The sequence below is a fragment of the Herbaspirillum sp. SJZ099 genome, assembly GCF_007828355.1.
In the GTDB taxonomy this organism is placed as follows: domain Bacteria; phylum Pseudomonadota; class Gammaproteobacteria; order Burkholderiales; family Burkholderiaceae_D; genus Herbaspirillum.
This window is the reverse complement of the sequence record NZ_VIUO01000006.1, coordinates 223844-243320: the sequence shown is the minus strand read 5'-3', so window position 1 is coordinate 243320 and position 19477 is coordinate 223844. Positions and strand designations below refer to the sequence as shown.

Sequence of the window (19477 nt, the reverse complement as noted above, 5' to 3'; positions counted from 1 at the left end):
GTTACCCGGAAAACATTTTCAACAAGACCGACATGGCAATCGCAAAAGCTCACGAACACGGCACCTCGCTGCATCCGCAATATCGTCCTGATATCGACGGCCTGCGCGCGATCGCCGTTCTGTCGGTGCTGGTATTCCACGCCTTTCCGGAGGTCTTGCCGGGCGGCTTCATCGGCGTCGACATCTTTTTTGTCATCTCGGGTTTCCTGATTTCGCTGATCATCTTCAAGAACCTGGAGCAGGGGCGTTTTGGCATCGTCGAGTTCTACATCCGCCGCATCCGCCGCATCTTCCCGGCGCTGATGACGGTGATGCTGCTATGCATCGCCGGCGGCTGGATGCTGTTGTACGCCGACGAGTACAAGCAACTGGGCAAGCATTTGTTCGGCGGCTCCAGTTTCATCTCCAACTTCCTGTTCTGGAAAGAGAGCAACTACTTCGACAACGCGGCCGAGACCAAGCCGCTGCTGCACCTGTGGAGCCTAGCCATCGAGGAGCAGTTCTACCTGTTCTGGCCGCTGCTGCTGGCGTTCGTGTGGCGGCGCAAGTGGGGTTTCCTGCGCATCATGGGCGCGATCGGGCTGGTGTCGTTCGCGGTCAACCTCTACCTGGTCGGACATGACCAGACCGCGGCCTTCTATTCGCCGCTGTCGCGCTTCTGGGAACTGATGGTCGGCGGCGCGCTGGCCTACATCAACCTGCACCGGCCGCAACTGAACCGCATCCATCGCGACCTGCAGTCGGTGCTGGGCCTGGTGCTGCTGGCGGTCGGTTTCGCGCTGGTCAACAACACCCGGGCATTTCCCGGCGGATGGGCCTTGCTGCCGACCGTGGGCGCCTTCCTGATCCTGTCGGCGGGGCCGGGGGCATGGTGCAACCGCAAGTTGCTGGCCAGCCGCGTGCCGGTATGGTTCGGCCTGATCAGCTATCCCCTGTACCTGTGGCATTGGCCGCTGCTGGCCTTCGCCACCATCATCGAAGGCGCCACGCCGAACCCTGCCATCCGCCTGGGCGCGGCGCTGGCGGCCATCGTGCTGGCCTGGTTCACTTACCGTTTCATCGAACGTCCGCTGCGCAGCGCCAACAGCCTGCGTCCGGTGTGGGCGCTGGCGGCGGCCAATGTGGCGGTCGGCGTGGTCGGGCTGGGGATCTACTTCAACGGCGGCTTCGTGCAGCGGCCGTTGAATGAGCGGCTCGACTTCATCGCCGCCGGCGATGTCTTCCTGGGATCGCGCAATTCCGACGCCAGCTGCCCCAAATTCAACCAGAGCAAGATCCTGCCGGAAGAGGTCTGCCTGTCCAACTCCGCCACGCCCAGGGTCATGTTCGTCGGCGACAGCCACATGATGGCTTTGCATTCGGCGGTCTATTCGCATGCGGTCAAGGCCAGTTCCATCATGGTGGCCGGACATTCCTGTTACCTCTACCCGAACCTGCCCTACAAGGCTGGCGGCGCGCACGACTGGGGCAACAACTGCACCGCGATTGCGCAGGAGGCGCTGGCCGTGGCCGCACGCACGCCCTCCATCGATACGGTGGTGATCAGCAATACCTATCCGCGCGGCGACCTGGCCAAGGCTTCGCGCTATGAACTGGCCGGCAAGCCGCTGTCGCAGCGCGAAGCTTTCCTGGCCGGCAACGCCAGCCTGATCGGACAGTTCCAGAAGATGGGCAAGAAGGTGGTGTACGTGATGGACGTGCCGCACCTCAAGCGCGATCCGCATGCCTGCGTGAGCCGCTTCGATGCCGCGGCCGAGCGTGACTGCGCCTACACGCCGCAAGAGAACGCGGCCTTGCGCGCGCAATACAACGATGCCGTGAAGGCATTGCAGGCCAGCTTGCCGGGGCTGGCGGTGTACGACCCGACGCCGGTGTTCTGCGGCGACGGCAAGTGCCTGGCCAAGGTCCAGGGCAAGTATTTGTACAACGATAACCAGCATATCAGCGTGACCGCGTCGCAGATGGTGCTGGAGCGGATGGCGCAGCAGGGCCTGCTGCAGTTACAGCAGCCATGACCAGGCGGCCGGCGCGAGCCGGCGGAAAAAAGCTCGCGGCCGGGATGGCCGCGGGCAATGCCGGGAAGCGGGTGCTTCAGTTGGCGCGCAGCAGTTGGCCGCCGACCTTGGAGCCGGCGCCGATGCCGCTCTGGGCGTAGACGATCGCCAGCGGGTTGACGCCGCCCCATTGGAAGGTGGCGCTCTGGCCGTTGTCCAGGAAGCCGGTATCGACCAGGGTCTTGTTGCCGTTGCCCTTGTCGACCACGGTCAGGCGCAGCTTGCCGCCGCCGGTGGTCCTGGCAGTGAGCTTGTAGCTCACGCCGGCGGTGGGCAAGGCCCATGACACCGGGTGCAGGTTGTTGCTGTTGTAGTTCACCACCTGCGATGGCGTGGTAGTAGCCGGAAACACCACGGCCTGCTCCCACGACTGGTAGGCGCCGGCCACGGTGCCCGACTGCAGCGTCCAGTTGCCGCGCATGGAGAGCAGGTTGAGGTTCTTCTCCGGCGTGAAGGCGTTGCCGTTGCCGTCGATCCAGCCCTTGGCGCCGGTCACCCGGCGCAGGTTGGCGCGGATCAGCTGCAGCTGGTTGGCGTTATCGGTGTTCCAGCCGTTGCGGTGCAGGTTGATGTCCGAACCGATCTCGGCATAGATGGAAAACGGCGTGCCGACGTTGGTGTCGACCACATAGGCGCCGAAGCGCTTGAGCGTTTCGGCCACCTTGCGCAAGTCGGCATCGGTGATCTGGGCGGTATCGAAGGACGGCGGCAGCATCAGCAGCGAGCCTTCCGGGAAGGCGCCGGTGTTGACGGTGGCGGCGTTCCAGTCGGCGGTAGTGGCCGGGAACACATAGGTCGGATTGGCCGACAGGCCGTTGGTGGTGAGCGACAGGCACAACGCATGCGGATAGTAAGGCGCGCTGCGGTCGGCCACTTCGTGGATGCGCATGAGCCCGCCCGCGGCCGGCACGCCGGTGGCGCGGGCGCCCTGGTAGTAATGGCCGGGCTCGGGCCAGCCGCTGCCGTCGAGCCTGGTCCAGGCGTATTGGGTGGCGACCCATTGCGTGCCTTCCTTCTTCAGTTGCCAGAAGGAATGGATGATCCCGGTGACCGGGTCGACGATGTCGGCGTGGCCATCGCTGCCGGAGGCCGGCGCGGCCGAGGCGGGCCAGCGCGGAATGGTGACGTCGTGGTAGGTCTCGTCGTCGGCGTTGAGCAGGCCTTTCTTGCCGCTGGGGCCCTTGACGGTAACCGGGCCGTCATTGGCCGCGGCGAGGAAGATGCCGGTGGAATAGGCGCCGGTGCTGATGGAAGGGTAGTAGGACGAAGTGGGAATGACGTCGCCGGCGAAGGTCGGTTCGACCGGGCGGCTGTTCCACAAAGAGTTGGCGGCAAAGGGTTGTTGGTAAGTGCCGAATTCGGTCGCCTTTGCCTGCATCGGAAGCGTCATGGAAAAGCTCAGCAGTAGTGAGGTAGCCATGGCGCTTCGTAAGCGGATTCGTTTTTTCATGCGGACTCCTTGTGATGGGATGGGACGAGGGGTTACTGCAGAGCTGGACAGGGAAGGATGGTGCTTGGATTTTTGTTTTTCAGCATAGGGATGAGGGAGTGAATTCATACCGGGACAAGTAAAGAATGGGTGTGGGCGACTGGTATGCGAGTGCACTTGTCGGAGATCGTTCAGTTGCACTGTGCAGTAATGAAGATTCGCATGCTGTGATGCCGCATTTTTTATTCAAATTTTTCTTCCGGGTGAATTTATTTTCCCATCATGCTGGTCAAAGAAGTGGTTTTCCTGAGGGGGATAACGATTTTTGAATGACAACCTCAACAAGGGAAGACATATGGAAATGAATTTTGCGGTGCAGCTAATTTTGCTCCTTGGCCTGAGCTTGCTGGCGATTCCCGTTTGCGTGCTGCTGGTGCAGGCGATGGCGGCGATCATTGCGCAGCATCATGCGACCCGCTTGAGGGTGCAGCGACCGCGCATCGCGGTCTTGATGCCGGCCCACAATGAGGCGGGCGGCATCGTCAAGGTGATCGCCAGCGTGCGCGCACAACTGCAAGCCGGCGACCGCTTGCTGGTGGTGGCCGACAACTGTTCCGACAATACTGCCGAGCTTGCGCGCAGCGCGGGCGCCCAGGTGACCGAGCGCTTTCATGACCAGAAACGCGGCAAGGGTTACGCGCTTGACCATGGCATCGCCCACCTGGCCGCGGATGTGCCGGAGGTGGTGATCATCGTCGACGCCGATTGCATTCCCGAACCCGGTGCGCTGGACATGGTGGCGCGCGCCGCCGCCCACAGCGGCCGTCCGGTGCAGGCGCTTTACCTGATGTATTCGCCGGCCGGCGCCGGGCCGATGCGCAAGATCGCGGAGTTTGCGTGGCTGGTGAAGAACCTGGTGCGCCCGCTCGGCTTCCAGCACCTCGGCTTGCCATGCCAGTTGATGGGTACCGGCATGGCCTTTCCCTGGAAGCTCATCAGCAAGGCCGAGCTGGCGACCGGACATATCGTCGAAGACATGAAGCTGGGCGTGGACCTTGCGCGCGCGGGGCGGGCGCCGCTGTTCTGCCCGGAAGCGCTGGTGTACAGCTATTTTCCCAGCAGCGAGGCCGGTACCCGTACACAGCGCACCCGCTGGGAGCACGGCCATATGAGCGTGATCCTGACGCAGGTGCCGCGTTTGCTGGCCGCCGGCGTCGGCTCCGGCAACGGGGCGTTGCTGGGGCTGGCGCTGGACCTGTGCGTGCCGCCGCTGGCATTGCTGGTGTTGCTATGCGCGGGAGCGCTGACGGTGTCGCTGCTGGCGGGGGCGGTGTTCTCGCTGTGGGCGCCGGCATTCGTGGCGGCCTTGCTGGTGCTGGCCATCGGCGTGTCCATTGTGGCGGCCTGGATGCAGTACGGCAGGAAGGTGATCTCTTTCGGCGAACTGATGATGGCGGCGCTCTACGTGCTGGGCAAGCTGCCGCTCTATCTGAAATTCCTGGTCAAGCGCCAGGTGGAATGGGTGAGGTCGAAACGTGATACAGAATAATCAGGCACAGGCCGCGCCGGAAGAACAGACTCTGGCGGCGGCCCCGGCGGTGTCGGCAGATTTCGACCGTGACGTCCACTGCATCCTCGGGCTGCCGTTTGACCGCGTGAGCGTTGAGCAGGCGGCCGACCGGCTGCGTATTGCCGCCCGTGACGGGCGCCGCTGCTTCTTCTCCACTCCCAACCTGAATTTCGCGATCGCTTGCATGCACGATCCGGCGTTCCGCCATTCGGTCATCCAGAGCGATCTCTCCATTGCCGACGGCATGCCGTTGATATGGATCGCCAAGGCGCTGGGCATTCCATTGCATGAGCGCGTGGCAGGTTCCAGCCTGTTCCAGGCCTTGCGCCTGGCGGATGCGCAGCGGCCTGCGGCGCGCCTGGAGCGCCCGCTCAAGGTGTACTTCTTTGGCGGGCCGCCGGGGGTGGCCGAAGCCGCCAGCATCAGGCTCAACGCAGAGCAGTCGCAGATGCGGTGCGTGGGTTTCAATTCGCCGGGCTTCGGTAGTGTGGCGCAGATGAGCGACGCCAAATCCATCGAACAGATCAACCGCAGCGGCGCCGATTTCCTGGTGGTGGCGCTGGGCGCCAAGAAGGGGCAGGAGTGGATCAGGTACAACCTGCCGGCGCTTCAAGTGCCGCTGGTGAGCCACCTCGGCGCGGTGATCAATTTCGTGGCGGGCACGGTCTCGCGTGCCCCCGGGTGGCTGCAGAAATGCGGCCTCGAATGGGTCTGGCGCATCAAGGAAGAGCCCAAACTGTGGCGCCGTTATTGGGACGATGGCGCGGCGCTGCTGCAGTTGTTGGCCACGCGCGTGGTGCCGGCCATGCTGGCCAGGCGCAAGCGGCCAGCCAAGCCTGAATTCGACCGTGCCGCCCTGACGGTGCGCGATGAGGGGGACCGCATTGTCCTGGTGTTGTCCGGCGCCTGGGGCGAAGAAAACATCGACCGTTTGCGTCCCGCCCTCAAGCAACTGGCCGCGTCGCCGGCCATTCTGGCCTATATCGATCTGGCCGCAACGGATTTCGTCGACAGCGCGGTACTGGCGCTGCTGATGCTGCTGCAAGGAGACTGCATGGACAAGGCCCGCTCGCTGCAACTGGCCAACCTGTCGCCGGCCTTGCGCCGCCTGTTGCGCTGGCATTGCGCCGAGTACCTGGTCGAACCGGCCGGCCGTGCGGATTGAGGTTGCGGCCACACGATCGACCAGTATCAGTTTCTTTTTTTTGCATACTTCCCGAGGAAAGCGCGCTATGAAAATTACAGTTATCGGCACCGGCTACGTCGGCCTGGTCACAGGCACCTGCCTGGCGGAAATGGGCAACGATGTCTTGTGCCTGGACCTGGACGCGAACAAGATCAAGGTGCTCAACGAGGGCGGCATCCCGATCCATGAGCCCGGCCTGCAGGACATGGTGCAGCGAAACAAGGCCGCCAACCGCCTGAACTTCACCACCAGCATCGAGGAGAGCGTGGCGTTCGGCGAGCTGCAGTTCATCGCGGTCGGCACGCCGCCCGACGAGGACGGTTCGGCCGACTTGCAATACGTGCTGGCGGCGGCGCGCAACATCGGCAAGTACATGACCGGCTACAAAGTGGTCATCGACAAGTCGACCGTGCCGGTGGGCACCGCCGATAAGGTGCGCGAGGCGATCGGCGCCGAGCTGGCAGCGCGCGGCGTGCAGCAGGAGTTCGCGGTGGTCTCCAATCCCGAGTTCCTCAAGGAGGGCGCGGCGGTGGAAGATTTCATGCGGCCGGACCGCATCGTCATCGGCGCCGACGACCAGCGCGCCGTCACCGCCATGCGCGACCTGTACGCGCCGTTCATCCGCAACCATGACCGCGTGATCGTCATGGATGTGCGTTCGGCCGAACTGACCAAGTACGCCGCCAACGCCATGCTGGCGACCCGCATCTCGTTCATGAACGAACTGGCCAACCTGGCCGACAAGCTGGGGGCCGACATCGAACAGATCCGGGTGGGCATCGGTTCGGATCCGCGCATCGGCTTCCATTTCCTTTACCCCGGCTGCGGCTATGGCGGCTCCTGCTTTCCCAAGGATGTGCAGGCGCTGATCAGTACCGCCGATGAAAACGGCATCGGTCTGAAGGTGCTGCGCGCGGTGGAAGACGCCAACGACGACCAGAAGCATGTGCTGCTCAACAAGATCCGCAGCCGTTTCGGTTCGGACCTGCGCGGCATGACCTTTGCGCTGTGGGGCCTGGCGTTCAAGCCCAATACCGACGACATGCGCGCGGCATCGAGTCGCGTGGTGATCGAAGGCCTGTGGGAAATGGGCGCCGTCGTGCGCGCCTACGACCCGGTGGCGATGAACGAGGCGCGCCGCATCTACGGCAACGACGACCGCCTGGCCTATGCCGATTCGCCGTCGGGCGCCGTGGCCGGCGCCGATGCCCTGGTCATCGTGACCGAGTGGAAGGAATTCCGTGCGCCCAACTTCGACGCCATCAGGCAGGCGCTGAAGCATCCGGTGATCTTCGACGGCCGCAATCTCTATTCGCCGGAGCAACTGCGCAGGAAGGATTTCGAATACTTCGCCATTGGCCGCCGCTGATCTCCCTTGCCGCTTCCGGCATGGCGTTAAAGACCGAATTCAACCAGCATGAGGACACTATGAAAGCGATGATTCTGGCGGCAGGCAAGGGAACGCGGGTAAGGCCGCTGACCTACGAGTTGCCCAAACCGATGATTCCCATCCTGGGCAAGCCGGTGATGGAATACCTGGTCGAGCACCTGGTGAAGTATGGCATCCATGACATCATGGTCAATGTCAGCTACCTGCACGAAAAGATCGAAGATTACTTCGGCGATGGCCAGCGCTTCGGCGCGCGCATCGGTTATTCCTTTGAGGGCTACGTGGACGATGCCGGCACGGTGCATCCCCATCCCATCGGTTCCGCCGGCGGCATGAAGAAGATCCAGGAATTCGGCGGTTTCTTCGACGAGACCACCCTGGTCATCTGCGGCGATGCGCTGATCGACCTGGATATTCAGTCCGCGCTGTTCGAACACCGCAGCAAGGGCGCAATGGTCAGCGTGATCACCAGGGAGGTGCCGCTGGAACAGGTTTCCAGCTACGGCGTGGTGGTGGCCGACCAGGATGGCCGCGTGCAGTCCTTCCAGGAAAAGCCTAAACGCGAAGAGGCCTTGTCCAACCTGGCCAGCACCGGCATCTACATCATGGAACCGGAAGTGCTGGCGCTGATCCCGCGCGATACCGTGTTCGACATCGGCTCGGACCTGTTCCCGTTGCTGGTGGAGAAGAAACTGCCGTTTTTCGCGCAGAAGCGCTTTTTCAACTGGATCGACATCGGCAACGTCACCGATTTCTGGGCCGTGCTGCAAGGCGTGCTCAGCGGCAAGGTGGCGCAGATGTATGTGCCTGGAACGCAGGTGCGGCAAGGCTTGTGGGTCGGCCTGAATACCCGCATCGATTGGGAGGGCACGACCATCGAAGGGCCGGTGTATATTGGCGCCGGCACCCATGTCGAAGCCGGCTGCAAGATCGTCGGCCCTTCCTGGATCGGCCATGGCAGCCACATTTGCGCGGGATCCGGGATCGTCAGGAGCGTGTTGTTCGAGTACACTCGCACCGCGCCTGGCACCAAGGTGGAAGAATCGGTCGTTTGCGGCCAATACAGCGTGACGCGCGAGGGCGACATGAAGCATATTTCCGAATACGCCGACAACCATTGGAATGACGCCCGGGACCGGCGCGTCAAGCCACGAAAACAAGCCTGAAACACCTGATTTGCGAGGAAACCATGAAAATTTATCCCGTCATCCTTTCCGGCGGTTCCGGCACCCGTTTGTGGCCTCTGTCGCGCGCGGCGTTGCCCAAGCAGCTGATCTCGGTCGTGGGCCAGCGCACCATGTTGCAAGACACGGTGGCCCGCGTGAACAGCTGGCCGCAGATCATGCCGCCCTTGTTCGTGTGCGGCAACGACCATCGCTTCATGGTGGCCGAGCAGATGCGCGAGATCGGCGTCAAGCCGCTGGCGATCATGCTCGAGCCGGTGGGGCGAAACACCGCTCCGGCGGTGGCGGCCGCGGCCCATCTGCTGGCCAGGCGCGACCCGGAGGCGGTCATGCTGGTGCTGCCGGCCGATCATGTGATCGATGATGTGGACGCCTTCAGGGATGCCGTGTCGCGCGCGTCCGAAGCGGTCGCCGGCGGCGCGCTGGCGACGTTCGGCATCTTGCCCTCGGCGCCCGAGACCGGTTACGGCTATATCCGCCGCGGCAAGCCGGTTGCCGGCGTCGGCAATGCCTTTGTGGTGGACAAGTTCGTCGAAAAGCCGGATCTCGCCACCGCCAAGGTATTCCTTGAAGAAGGCAACTATTCCTGGAACAGCGGCATGTTCCTCTTCAAGGCCGCCGATTATCTGGAAGAGCTGAACACGCACCGCCCGGACATTGCTGCGCCGGTCGGGCAAGCGGTCGCCAACGGTTATGATGATCTCGATTTCTGCCGCCTGGAGCAGGCCAGCTTCGAGGCCACGCCTGCCGAATCGATCGATTACGCGGTCATGGAAAAGACCCGCAAGGCGGTGGTGGTGCTGGCCGATATCGGCTGGAGCGATGTCGGCTCATGGAGCGCCTTGTGGGCGGTGCAGGAAAGCGATGCCAATGGCAACGTGGCGCGCGGCGACGTGCTGCTGCAGGATGTCTCGGATACCTTGGTGCGCGCCGAGAGCCGCATGGTGGCGGCCTTGGGCGTCGAGAACCTGATCATCGTCGAAACCGACGACGCGGTGCTGGTCGCGCACAAGGACAAGGTGCAGGACGTCAAGAAGATCGTCGATGCCCTGAAATCATCGGGGCGCAGCGAACACCTCCATCACAAGCGCGTATTCCGTCCGTGGGGCAGCTATGAGAGCGTCGCCGAGGGCGAGCGTTTCCAGGTCAAGCGCATCATCGTCAAGCCGGGCGAAAAGCTCTCGCTGCAGATGCACCACCACCGCGCCGAACACTGGGTGGTGGTCAGCGGCACCGCCCTGGTGACGCGCGGGGAGGAGGTCAAGCTGCTGAGCGAGAACGAATCGATCTATCTGCCCATCGGCGTGACGCACCGCCTGGAGAACCCGGGCAAGCTGCCGCTGCACTTGATTGAGGTGCAGTCGGGAAGTTATCTCGGCGAAGACGACATCGTGCGCTTTGAGGACATCTACAAGCGCGTCTAGCAATCGTTACCGGGACGACTGCGGCAGTGAATGCATGCCATGCATTCACTGCGTGCAGAATAAGAAAAATTATTTATATCAATGGCTTAAGCCGCTCTTCCCAGGGTTTTCCACAGGCTTGCCCCCATTTTCCGGGGATAAGTGGGAGCGCGCGGCGACCAACGAAGATGAAACGCGGGAAATGCTGCAATGCGTTGGCCGGAAGGTCTTTTTCTACGGTGCAAGATGAAAAAGCAGGCGCGTTGCACGCCTTTGCACCGTTTTTGGAAAACGGTTTTCAATCAATGGCTTGGATGAGTTTTCCTCAGCTTTTCCACAGGCCTGTCCCCGAATTGTGTGAACAACTTTGGTAGAAGCGGCAGGGGATGCCGCCTGTGGAAAAGTTTGCGTGCCGGGCCGGCTGGCGCTTGCTAGTGCTTATTTCTTGGCGCCGGCGGCGGTGTGCCATAGCCGCGCCATTTGTTCCGCGCTGCTGCGCAGCAAATCAGGCGCGTCGGCGATGGCATCTTGCAAGCTGCCGGGGCCGAATACGATGGAGAAGCAACCCGAGAAGCTGCCTTGCAGTTCGCCCAGCGATTTGCGGTCGATGCCGCCGGAGAGCAGCGTGGTTGGCACGCCGGCGCGGCGCGCCCGTTGGCTGGCGATGAAGGGGGCCTTGCCATGCAAGGTTTGCGCGTCGCTGCGCCCTTCGCCGGTGATGAGCCAGTCGGCGCCGGCCAGCGCCCCGTCCAGGTCGATATGGTCGGCCACCGTTTCGGCGCCGGAGCGGAACTCCGCCCCCAGCATCAGCAATGCGTAACCCAGCCCGCCCGCCGCGCCGGCGCCGGGTTTGCCGCAAGCGGAATGTCCCAGTTCCTTTTCCAGCACTGCGGCGAAGTGGGCCAGCGAACGGTCCAGCAATCCGACTTGTTCGGGCGTGACGCCTTTTTGCGGGCCGAATACCGCGGTGGCGCCCTCATCGCCGCACAGGGGATTGTTGACGTCGGACATGGCCACGATCCTGGCGTCCCTGATGCGGGCGTCGATGCCGGAGGCGTCGATGCGCGTCACCTTGTGCAATTGCGCGGGCAGCGGCGGTACGGCTTCGCCGGCCGCATCGTAGAGCTTCAGGCCGAGCGCGCACAGCAGGCCGGCGCCGCCGTCATTGGTGCTGCTGCCGCCCAGTCCGACCAGGAAATGGCGTGCGCCGCGATCCAGCAGCTTGAGCATGGCGTCGCCCACGCCCAGGGTACTGCGCTGTTCCACCGGCACGGCGATGCCGGCGGCATCGGTCAGGCCGACGATGGCGGCCGATTCGATCACCGCGCTGCCGTCCTTGAGGATGCCGACCGGACAGTCGGCGAGTTGCCCGGCAGCGTTGCGGCAGGCCAGGGCAAGGCGCTCGCCGCCGGCATGCATCAGCGCATCCAGCGTGCCTTCGCCGCCGTCGGCGATCGGCCGCAGGCGTATCTGCGCGCCGGGAATGGCGGCTTGTATGCCGGTGCCGATGGCGGCGGCGACTTCTTCAGCGCTCAGCGAGCCTTTGAAGGAGTCGGGGGCGATGACGACGATGGGCGGGCGTGGCGATGTGCTGGTGTTGGTCATGGATATGGTTTGGAAAAGGCGCCGTGGCGGCATTGCCGTGCGGTTGCCAGGGATTGCGGGAGTCTCTCTGCTTGTTCTGGGTGCGAGTCGCAACGGGATCCTTGATGGGAGCACGCTGCAACCCGGCAATTATATAAGCAGAGCTTTATCCGGTTATTGAAGCGAAAGTATAGGGACTAGAGAAGGTTGACGCAGGTTTCCCGCGGGCAAGGCTGGACGGCGCACGCGGCGCGTAACAAAAGGTAAGGGCGGTGGATGCGCGCGCGCGGCTGCGGCATATTCAATCCATTACCGGCCTTGCGCGCCGGAGGAGCAACAACCATGAAGCGTTTTCTGTATCTGCTTGCGGCGCCCGCAGTGTTGCTGCTGAGCGGCTGCGTGGCGGTGCCATACGATCCTTATTACGGAGGGCCGGTGGCCTATCCGGCGCAGCCGGTATATGCGGCCCCTTATCCCTATTATTCCTATCCGTCGACCTCGATTTACTTCGGCTACGGTGGCGGATGGGGCGGCGGCCGGGGGCATTGGCGCCACTAAAGGGCGGTTCAAGGTATGGCAGGATCGCCGCGATGGCGGCATCCTGCGGTTTCGGCGTTGAAAAAAGCATGGAACCCGGGCGCGTCGAGGCGTACAAAACCGTTAAAATATCGCGTCCTCGACATGGCACATGGCTGACGGCGCGTGGGGCGCTGCGGTAGCTGTCGGTGCTGTTGCCTCTTTTTCCTCCATTGCGCTGAATATCAGGAACCGCTGCCGTACGGTATGAGTTTTTTCAGTTCGTTCACCCGATCAGACATTGTTTCCCGAGCACGACGCCGAACCGTGCTGGGCCTCGTGCTGTCGGTACTGATCCACGCCGGCATGTTCATGGTGTTGCGGGCCAAGCTGAGCGAGCCGCCCCGCGTCGAAACTTCCGGCAAGCCGGATGCGCCGCTGCAAGTGACCTTTATCAAGCCGCCGCCGCCCCGGCCCGAACCGGCGGCTCCTCCTCCTCCCCCGAAAACCCCGGCGCCGCCGAAGAAACAGGCGGCCAAGGCGCCGCCCGAACGCAGCGCCGCCGCTCCCCGCAAGACCGAAACGGCGCGGGCCGCGCCGGCGCCGGTCGCTCCCGAGGGAACCGTGCCGCCGGTGACGCAAGCATCGCCGGAGATGGACTTCAGTTCCATGATCAATCGTAACCGCGAGCGCCGGCAAGCGCTGGAAGATGCCGCGGCGCGGGAGAACGCGGCTGCGCGTGCGGCGGAAAATCCCTCCGCCAATGACATCGCAAAGGCCAATATCGCGTTCCAGGAGCAGCGCGGACGCGGCACCAACGGCGTATTCGAGATCGTCAGCAAGGGGCCCCGCGTGGCCCAGTATTCTTTCCGCGGCTGGACCAGCGACCAGCGGCGCAGCCAGAGGCAATTGATCGAGGTCGATGCCGGCCCGGGCGGCAATGTCGAACTGGCGGTGGTGGACAGCATGATTGCGCTGATCCGGAAATACTATTCCGGCGATTTCAACTGGGATTCGCAACGTTTGGGACGGATAGTGGTGCTGTCGGCCCGCCAGAGCGACACCAAGGGGTTGCAGGCCTTCCTGTTGAAGGAATTCTTCGGTACCGGCGGCTGATGCCGTTGCGGCGGCATCGGGTTGGATTGCCTTCCTGACATGCCTTCATGGAAAATTCCCGCGGAATTCCAACGTTCCATTGATCTATTGATCTATTGATGCCCAGTCAGGCGTTGCCGGGGATTTGGCATGGAATAAGATTTCCGTGCGGAAAATCAAAATATTTCGTGCTAGGATGCATATTGTTTCTGCATGGCAAATGGGCATTCCAATGGACATCGAATTGACCGGTGAAGAATTGCGCTGGATGTACAGCGTATTCAAGGGCGAATTTCGCATCGTCCCGCCGCGCATCGTCAAGAGCGTCATCTCCAAGGGACTGGGCATTCCCAACCTCGGCGGCGCGTTCAACCTGACGCGCGCCGGCAGGGATGTGTTCCGCCGGACGCCACAAGGCCAGGGTGATGAGCCGGCGGATGAGGAAATGCATATCATCCGCTCCAAGGCCCGTTCGCGCAGTAACTGGCGCCTGGGATGAGTGTTGCTCCGGATTTCCAGCGGCGCCGGCGAGAATATTGATGGCGCCGAGAAATAGTTGAGCAAAAAACACATGTCCTGTTATAATTGCGAGCTCAGTCGGGGCGTAGCGCAGCCTGGTAGCGTACTTGCATGGGGTGCAAGGGGTCGAGTGTTCGAATCACTCCGTCCCGACCAAAAAACAAGCGTTCGCAGTTGATGCGGACAAAGAAAACCGCCGTCAGAACTTGTTCTGGCGGCGGTTTTTTTTCATGTGACCGCCGCTGCTTCCGCTCCCGGCGTCCGGGATTTTAGGCGGGCGAGGCCGGCCCGGGCGTTACACAAATACACAATTTCAGGTCTACATCGCGCTTGCTTCGGGCGTTATCTGATCACCACGAACGGCATGTGGAGATCCGGGGGCGACTTTCGATCCTCCGGGGAACAATTCGCCAAACAAGATCAGGAGCGCAAGAATGAAAATCCATTTATTGATTCCGGCTGTTGCCGCAACACTCGTCCTGGGTGGCTGCGTGGTGACGCCACCTACGGTGCGGCCGGCTTATGTCGCGCCTCCCGGAGTGGTCTACGTTGAACCCACCTATGTATCGCCAGGGCCCGGTTATGTCTGGGAATACCATGCCCATTATGGCTGGGGCTGGCATCACCCGCAGTATGGCTGGCATCGGGGGTGGCGTTGAGGCTGCAAGCCCGGCCAGTGGCAGTGACGTAAAAAAAACAGCGGTCGATCCGCTGTTTTTTTATGGTCTTGCCGTCATGACGTCGGTTTCATGCAATCCGGTGTTCCAGCGTGAGGTGTTTCAGTTCGGCGATCGCCGCCAGTTTTTCGCGCAAGGCGGTTTGGCTGACGCGCGCCGGAGCTGAGACGCTGACGATGGCCGCGTGCGCGGCCGGGCCGATGCGCCATACATGCAAATCGTCGATGCGGGTTCCGTCGCCGTCGAGCGCATGGCGGATCCGGCGCGCAAGGCGGTCGTCGGTGACGTCGAGCAATACGGCGGAAGTTTCGCGCAGCAGCGAATAAGACCAGCGCGCGATCACCGCCGCACCCACCACCCCCATCAGCGGGTCGAGCCAGGTCCAGCCCAGGTAAAGGCCGGCCAGCAAGGCGCCGATGGCCAGCACCGAGGTCAGCGCATCGGCCAGGACATGGATATAGGCCGAGCGCAGATTGTTGTCATGGCCATCATCGGCATGGCGATGGTCGCCGCCGTGGGAGTGCTGGTGCGCATGCTCATCGCCATGATGCGCGTGCCCGTGTCCGTGCCTGGCCAGCAGCAGCGCGCTGGCGATGTTGACTGCCAGGCCGATGGCAGCGATGGCGATGGCTTCGCCGAACTGCACCGCGGTCGGCCGCGCAAGCCGCCAGAGGGATTCGGCGCCGATGCCGATGGATACCCCGGCCAGCGCCAGGGCCGAGGCAAAGCCGGCCAGGTCGCCGACCTTGCCGGTGCCGAAGCTAAAGCGCGTATCGCGCGCATGGCGTCGCGCGAACACATAGGCGCCAACCGAGATCGCCAGCGCCCCGGCATGGGTGGCCATGTGAAAGCCATCGGCCAGCAGCGCCATCGATCCGGTGAGGTAGCCGGCGATGATTTCCGCCGCCATCATCGCGGCAGTCAGCAGGACGACCCACAGCGTGCGTCTGGTATTGCGGTCATGGTCGGCGCCGAGGTAGATGTGTTCATGCGCGGAGGAGGTCGGTTGCATAGGCGTTCCTATTTTGAATAGCGGCGAATTGCCTGCAGTACTTCTTCCAATCCCTGGCTGCGTTCATGGTCGGACAGGCCGGGGCGGGCGACATGTTCGCGCGCATGGGCCTGGATCAATTCATCCATCAGGCCGTTGAGCGCGCCCCGGATGGCGGCCGCCAGATGCAAGGTTTTGCTGCAATCGGCATCGGCTTCCAGCGCGCGATCCAAGGCTTGCAACTGGCCGCCGATGCGGCGCACGCGCTTGAGCAGCTGGTTCTTGTGCTGCGCAATGTGGCTCATACCATACCCCCCTATCCTATATGAGGCGGATTGTATCGCCATATCCGGCGTTTGTGCCGCTTCCGGCGGGCGATGTCATTGAGACAATCCCGCACGGAAAACAGGCGAACAGATGTGCGTTCATAAGCTATGCGTAAGTTATCCGCTCTACATTGTGGACAATGCGGCTCTTTATGCACGCAGCCATGCCTGCCTTGAAGCAGGCGCTGATAAGCGGAATATCCGCAGGGAGACAAGCGATGGCAAAGTTGAAGGCAAACTCCAAGGGTTGCATGAGGGCTTGGAGCATCAGGCTGTTGCCCTGGGTAGTTGGCGTGCTGGCAGGAGTCGGCCTGGCTTTCGCGCTGGAGGCGTTGCATGCCGGCGCGGCGCTGGGCGCGCCCTTACCGGCTTGCCTGGCGGTGCTGGCCGCGCTGGCGTGCTCCGCCCTGGCGCAACGCCGGCGCAATCCGGGCGGCGCGCAACTGGTCGAGAAGGTCGGCAACGAGATCGACCACATCATGATCGGCGCCGCCGAAACCTCCTTCTTCGTCGATTCCATCAAGGGCAAGATCAGCAAGGACGTCGACGCGGCCAATAACATCGCGGCCAGTGCCGAGCAAAGCGCGGCCAGCACCGAACAGATTGCCGTCAATGCCGAACGCGCTTCGGCCATCGCCTCCAAGGTGCGTTCGGAAAGCATCAGCGGCCGCACCGAGGTCGACCACGGCTTGCAGCAGATCGGCCAGGCGCGCACCGATGCGCAGGCGGCTTCCGGCATGATGGCTCAGCTGCAGGAAAAATCGCGCCGCATCCATGGCATCACCGAAGTCATCAGCGAGATTGCGGCCCGCACCAATCTGCTGGCGCTCAATGCCGCCATCGAGGCCGCGCGCGCGGGAGAGCAGGGCCGCGGGTTTGCCGTGGTGGCCGGAGAGGTGCGCCAGCTGGCGCAACGCACCAAGGAGGCCACGGACGATATCGGCGTGATGGTGCGCGCCATCAATGAAGAGGCCGAGCGTGCCGCATCGGGCATGAATGCGCTCAGCGGCCGCGTGCTGGAAGCGGCCCAGAATGTCGAGAAGGTGCATGCGCTGCTCAATGGCATCGAGCGTTCGGCCAGCCAGTCCCAAGAGCAGATCGAGGAGATCGCCCTGGCTTCGCGCGAACATGTGCAGACCACGCAAAACATCGCCGAATCCATATCGGCCATTCGCAACGGAATGCTGCAGACCGACGCCGAACTGCCGCGCGTGGCGGCGTCGGCGATGGCCTTGTCGGAGCGCGCCGAAATCGTGTTCGAGGCGATCGCCGAAAGCGGCGCGGGCACGGCGCACGATGCGATCCGCGCGGCGGCGGCCGAAGGCGCGCATCGGGTCGGCCGGCTGTTTGAGGAGTCGATCGCCGCTGGGCGCATCACCGAAGCGGCGCTGTTCGACCGCACTTACAAGCCTATCCCGAATACCTCGCCGCAAAAACATGCGACGCTGTTCGACGGTTTTACCGACCGTGTGCTGCCGCAGATCCAGGAGGCCCTGCTTGAGCGGATGCCACAACTGGCGTATGCCGGCGCGGTCGACAATAACGGCTATTTCCCCACGCATAACAAGAAGTTTTCGCAGCCGTTGACGGGCAACTATGACGTCGATCTGGTCAACAACCGGACCAAGCGCATCTTCAGCGACCGCACCGGCAAGCGTTGCGGCGCAAATACCAAGCCTTTCCTGTTGCAAACGTATAAGCGCGATACCGGGGAGGTGATGCACGACCTGTCGGTGCCGATCTATGTCAACGGCAAACACTGGGGCGGTTTCCGTGTCGGCTACCGTTCAAGCCATGCGCCGGCGCCGTCCGCGGCGGCGGCCAGGGCGCAGCCAGCCGGCCGCCCCGGTATCGCAAAAGCGTAGGCCGGCTTGGCAAGCCTGCTTGACGTGGCGCAATAGGGGGGTAATTCCGCTTCATTTCCAAGGTTGATTCGCTTGACCCCGTTCAGCGACTGATAGATTATTCGACAAGGGGGAACCCCGCCCGCGAGGAGCAGGGAAAGCAGAAATCATATGCATTCGCGCCGTTGGCGCGATGTGCCAGAGAAGGAAAATCAGTGAAGCCTACTGTGCCAAGCAAGGGGGAGACCGGGAAGGAGTTCGATTTCACCGGCCGCGATTTCGAGCGTGTCAGGGGACTTATCTACCAGCGTGCGGGCATCGCCTTGGCCGACAGCAAGCAGGAGATGGTCTACAGCCGCCTGGCGCGCCGCCTGCGCGCGACCGGCATCACCTCGTTCAATCAGTACCTCGATATGCTCGAGCGTACCCATGATTCCGATGAGTGGGAGGCATTTACCAATGCGCTGACCACCAACCTGACTTCATTTTTCCGGGAGTCGCACCATTTCCCGATTCTCGCCGATTTTGTCAAGACGCTAAAGGAGCCCGCTTCCATCTGGTGCTCGGCGGCATCGACCGGCGAGGAACCCTATACCATTGCCATGACGGTGTGCGAGGCTTATGGAACGCTGACGCCGCCGGTGCAGATCATCGCGACCGACATCGATACCAATGTATTGGCGACCGGCGCCAATGGCATTTATCCGATGGAGCGCATCGAGAAGCTGGCGCCGGAGCGGGTGAAAAAGTTCTTCCTGCGCGGCAAGGGCAACCATGAGGGCTATGTGCGCGTGCGGCCGGAGTTGCGCAAGCTGATCACCTTCAAGCAATTGAACCTGCTGGCAGACGGCTGGCCGATCAGCGGCCAGTTCGACGTCATCTTCTGCCGCAACGTGATGATTTACTTCGACAAGCCGACCCAGAGCAAGATCTTGTCGCGATTCGTGCCCCTGATGAAACCCCATGCCTTGCTGTTTGCCGGGCATTCGGAAAACTTCCTGTACGTTTCCGACGCCCTCAAACTCAAGGGGAAGACGGTCTACGAACTGAATGCGGCGCAGCGTGGCGCAAGGAACAAGACATGAGTCAAGCACCCGAGCAGTTTGCCACCAACCTTTACTACGATCGCACGTTCGACTGCGATGCGGCGAAGATCCTGCCGGGGGAGTATTACTTTACCCATAAGGACATGATGATCGTCACGGTCCTGGGGTCTTGCGTCTCGGCCTGTATCCGCGACCGGGTATCGGGCATCGGCGGCATGAACCACTTCATGCTGCCAGACGGCGGCGGCGATGACGGCAGCCCGGTGTCGGCATCGGCGCGCTACGGCACCTATGCCATGGAAATCCTGATCAACGACGTGCTCAAGGCCGGCGCGCGCCGCGATAACCTGGAGGCCAAGGTGTTCGGCGGCGGCAATGTGCTGCGCGGGTTTTCCGCCATCAACGTCGGCGAACGCAATGCCGAATTCGTCCGGCGCTATCTCAAGGCGGAAAGCATCCGCGTCGTGGCCGAGGACCTGAACGACATCTGGCCGCGCAAGGTGTATTTTTTTCCGCGAACCGGCAAGGTCCTGGTCAAGAAACTGAAGCAACTGCACAACGATACGCTGGCGGTGCGGGAAAAGGCTTATGCAAGCAAACTGGTTACCAAGCCGGTGGGCGGCGAAGTCGACCTGTTCTGAGCGTGGCCGCCCCTGCAGCAGG

17 protein-coding genes and 1 tRNA gene are annotated in these 19477 nt (G+C 62.7%); 14 read left to right on the top strand and 4 right to left on the bottom strand.

Annotation, left to right across the window (positions count from 1 at the left end):
* Positions 1–32: 32 nt before the first annotated feature.
* Positions 33–2015 (top strand): acyltransferase family protein, encoded by a 1983-nt coding sequence (locus tag FB597_RS14880; protein ID WP_144769942.1) that lies wholly within the window; start codon positions 33–35, stop codon positions 2013–2015.
* A 76-nt stretch (positions 2016–2091) separates the two neighbouring features.
* On the opposite strand, the gene FB597_RS14875 is transcribed toward FB597_RS14880, so the two are convergent.
* Positions 2092–3474 carry an Atrophin-1 multi-domain protein gene (locus FB597_RS14875; RefSeq protein WP_255517183.1) on the bottom strand — a complete coding sequence of 461 codons (1383 nt, stop codon included), beginning with the start codon at positions 3472–3474 and terminating at the stop codon, positions 2092–2094.
* A 364-nt stretch (positions 3475–3838) separates the two neighbouring features.
* Between FB597_RS14875 and FB597_RS14870 the strand changes: the two genes are divergently transcribed.
* The 5 genes from FB597_RS14870 to FB597_RS14850 all read left to right on the top strand — a co-directional run bounded on the left by FB597_RS14870 (position 3839) and on the right by FB597_RS14850 (position 10237).
* Positions 3839–5032, top strand: a complete 1194-nt coding sequence (locus FB597_RS14870) for a glycosyltransferase family 2 protein (RefSeq protein WP_144769941.1) — start codon at positions 3839–3841, stop codon at positions 5030–5032.
* The gene (locus FB597_RS14865; RefSeq protein WP_255517182.1) at positions 5019–6218 is read left to right on the top strand and encodes a WecB/TagA/CpsF family glycosyltransferase; all 1200 of its coding nucleotides are present in this window, start codon (positions 5019–5021) and stop codon (positions 6216–6218) included. The genes FB597_RS14870 and FB597_RS14865 overlap by 14 nt, the downstream gene beginning before the upstream one ends.
* A 67-nt stretch (positions 6219–6285) precedes the next feature.
* On the top strand, positions 6286–7608 hold the full coding sequence (locus tag FB597_RS14860; protein ID WP_144769940.1) for a UDP-glucose/GDP-mannose dehydrogenase family protein: 1323 nt from the start codon (positions 6286–6288) through the stop codon (positions 7606–7608).
* A 68-nt stretch (positions 7609–7676) separates the two neighbouring features.
* A complete protein-coding gene (locus FB597_RS14855) occupies positions 7677–8795 on the top strand; it encodes a sugar phosphate nucleotidyltransferase (RefSeq protein ID WP_144769955.1) in 1119 nt (372 codons plus the stop codon).
* Between the two features lie 23 nt (positions 8796–8818).
* On the top strand, positions 8819–10237 hold the full coding sequence (locus FB597_RS14850) for a mannose-1-phosphate guanylyltransferase/mannose-6-phosphate isomerase (RefSeq protein WP_144769939.1): 1419 nt from the start codon (positions 8819–8821) through the stop codon (positions 10235–10237).
* A 417-nt stretch (positions 10238–10654) separates the two neighbouring features.
* Here the strand turns inward: FB597_RS14850 and FB597_RS14845 are convergent, their stop codons facing one another.
* Positions 10655–11821 carry a glycerate kinase gene (locus FB597_RS14845; protein ID WP_144769938.1) on the bottom strand — a complete coding sequence of 389 codons (1167 nt, stop codon included), beginning with the start codon at positions 11819–11821 and terminating at the stop codon, positions 10655–10657.
* A gap of 321 nt (positions 11822–12142) precedes the next feature.
* On the opposite strand from FB597_RS14845, the gene FB597_RS14840 reads away from it, so the two are divergent.
* The 5 genes from FB597_RS14840 to FB597_RS20530 all read left to right on the top strand — a co-directional run bounded on the left by FB597_RS14840 (position 12143) and on the right by FB597_RS20530 (position 14589).
* Positions 12143–12358 carry a hypothetical protein gene (locus tag FB597_RS14840; protein WP_144769937.1) on the top strand — a complete coding sequence of 72 codons (216 nt, stop codon included), beginning with the start codon at positions 12143–12145 and terminating at the stop codon, positions 12356–12358.
* Positions 12359–12643: 285 nt separating this feature from the next.
* A complete protein-coding gene (locus FB597_RS14835) occupies positions 12644–13432 on the top strand; it encodes a hypothetical protein (RefSeq protein ID WP_255517181.1) in 789 nt (262 codons plus the stop codon).
* A gap of 211 nt (positions 13433–13643) precedes the next feature.
* A complete protein-coding gene (locus FB597_RS14830; RefSeq protein WP_141915785.1) occupies positions 13644–13910 on the top strand; it encodes a hypothetical protein in 267 nt (88 codons plus the stop codon).
* Between the two features lie 99 nt (positions 13911–14009).
* A tRNA-Pro gene (locus tag FB597_RS14825) sits at positions 14010–14086 on the top strand.
* 278 nt (positions 14087–14364) lie between these two features.
* Positions 14365–14589, top strand: a complete 225-nt coding sequence (locus tag FB597_RS20530) for a hypothetical protein (RefSeq protein WP_141915782.1) — start codon at positions 14365–14367, stop codon at positions 14587–14589.
* 88 nt (positions 14590–14677) lie between these two features.
* On the opposite strand, the gene dmeF is transcribed toward FB597_RS20530, so the two are convergent.
* Positions 14678–15619 (bottom strand): CDF family Co(II)/Ni(II) efflux transporter DmeF, encoded by a 942-nt coding sequence (gene dmeF / locus FB597_RS14815; RefSeq protein WP_144769936.1) that lies wholly within the window; start codon positions 15617–15619, stop codon positions 14678–14680.
* Between the two features lie 8 nt (positions 15620–15627).
* Positions 15628–15903, bottom strand: coding sequence for a metal/formaldehyde-sensitive transcriptional repressor (locus FB597_RS14810; protein ID WP_141915777.1), 276 nt, complete (start codon positions 15901–15903; stop codon positions 15628–15630).
* 272 nt (positions 15904–16175) lie between these two features.
* Between FB597_RS14810 and FB597_RS14805 the strand changes: the two genes are divergently transcribed.
* From FB597_RS14805 to cheD, 3 genes are all read left to right on the top strand, one after another.
* Positions 16176–17789, top strand: a complete 1614-nt coding sequence (locus tag FB597_RS14805; RefSeq protein ID WP_255517180.1) for a methyl-accepting chemotaxis protein — start codon at positions 16176–16178, stop codon at positions 17787–17789.
* A gap of 194 nt (positions 17790–17983) precedes the next feature.
* A complete protein-coding gene (locus FB597_RS14800) occupies positions 17984–18853 on the top strand; it encodes a CheR family methyltransferase (protein ID WP_141915771.1) in 870 nt (289 codons plus the stop codon).
* Positions 18850–19455 carry a chemoreceptor glutamine deamidase CheD gene (gene cheD, locus FB597_RS14795; protein WP_141915768.1) on the top strand — a complete coding sequence of 202 codons (606 nt, stop codon included), beginning with the start codon at positions 18850–18852 and terminating at the stop codon, positions 19453–19455. The genes FB597_RS14800 and cheD overlap by 4 nt, the downstream gene beginning before the upstream one ends.
* Positions 19456–19477: the final 22 nt, after the last annotated feature.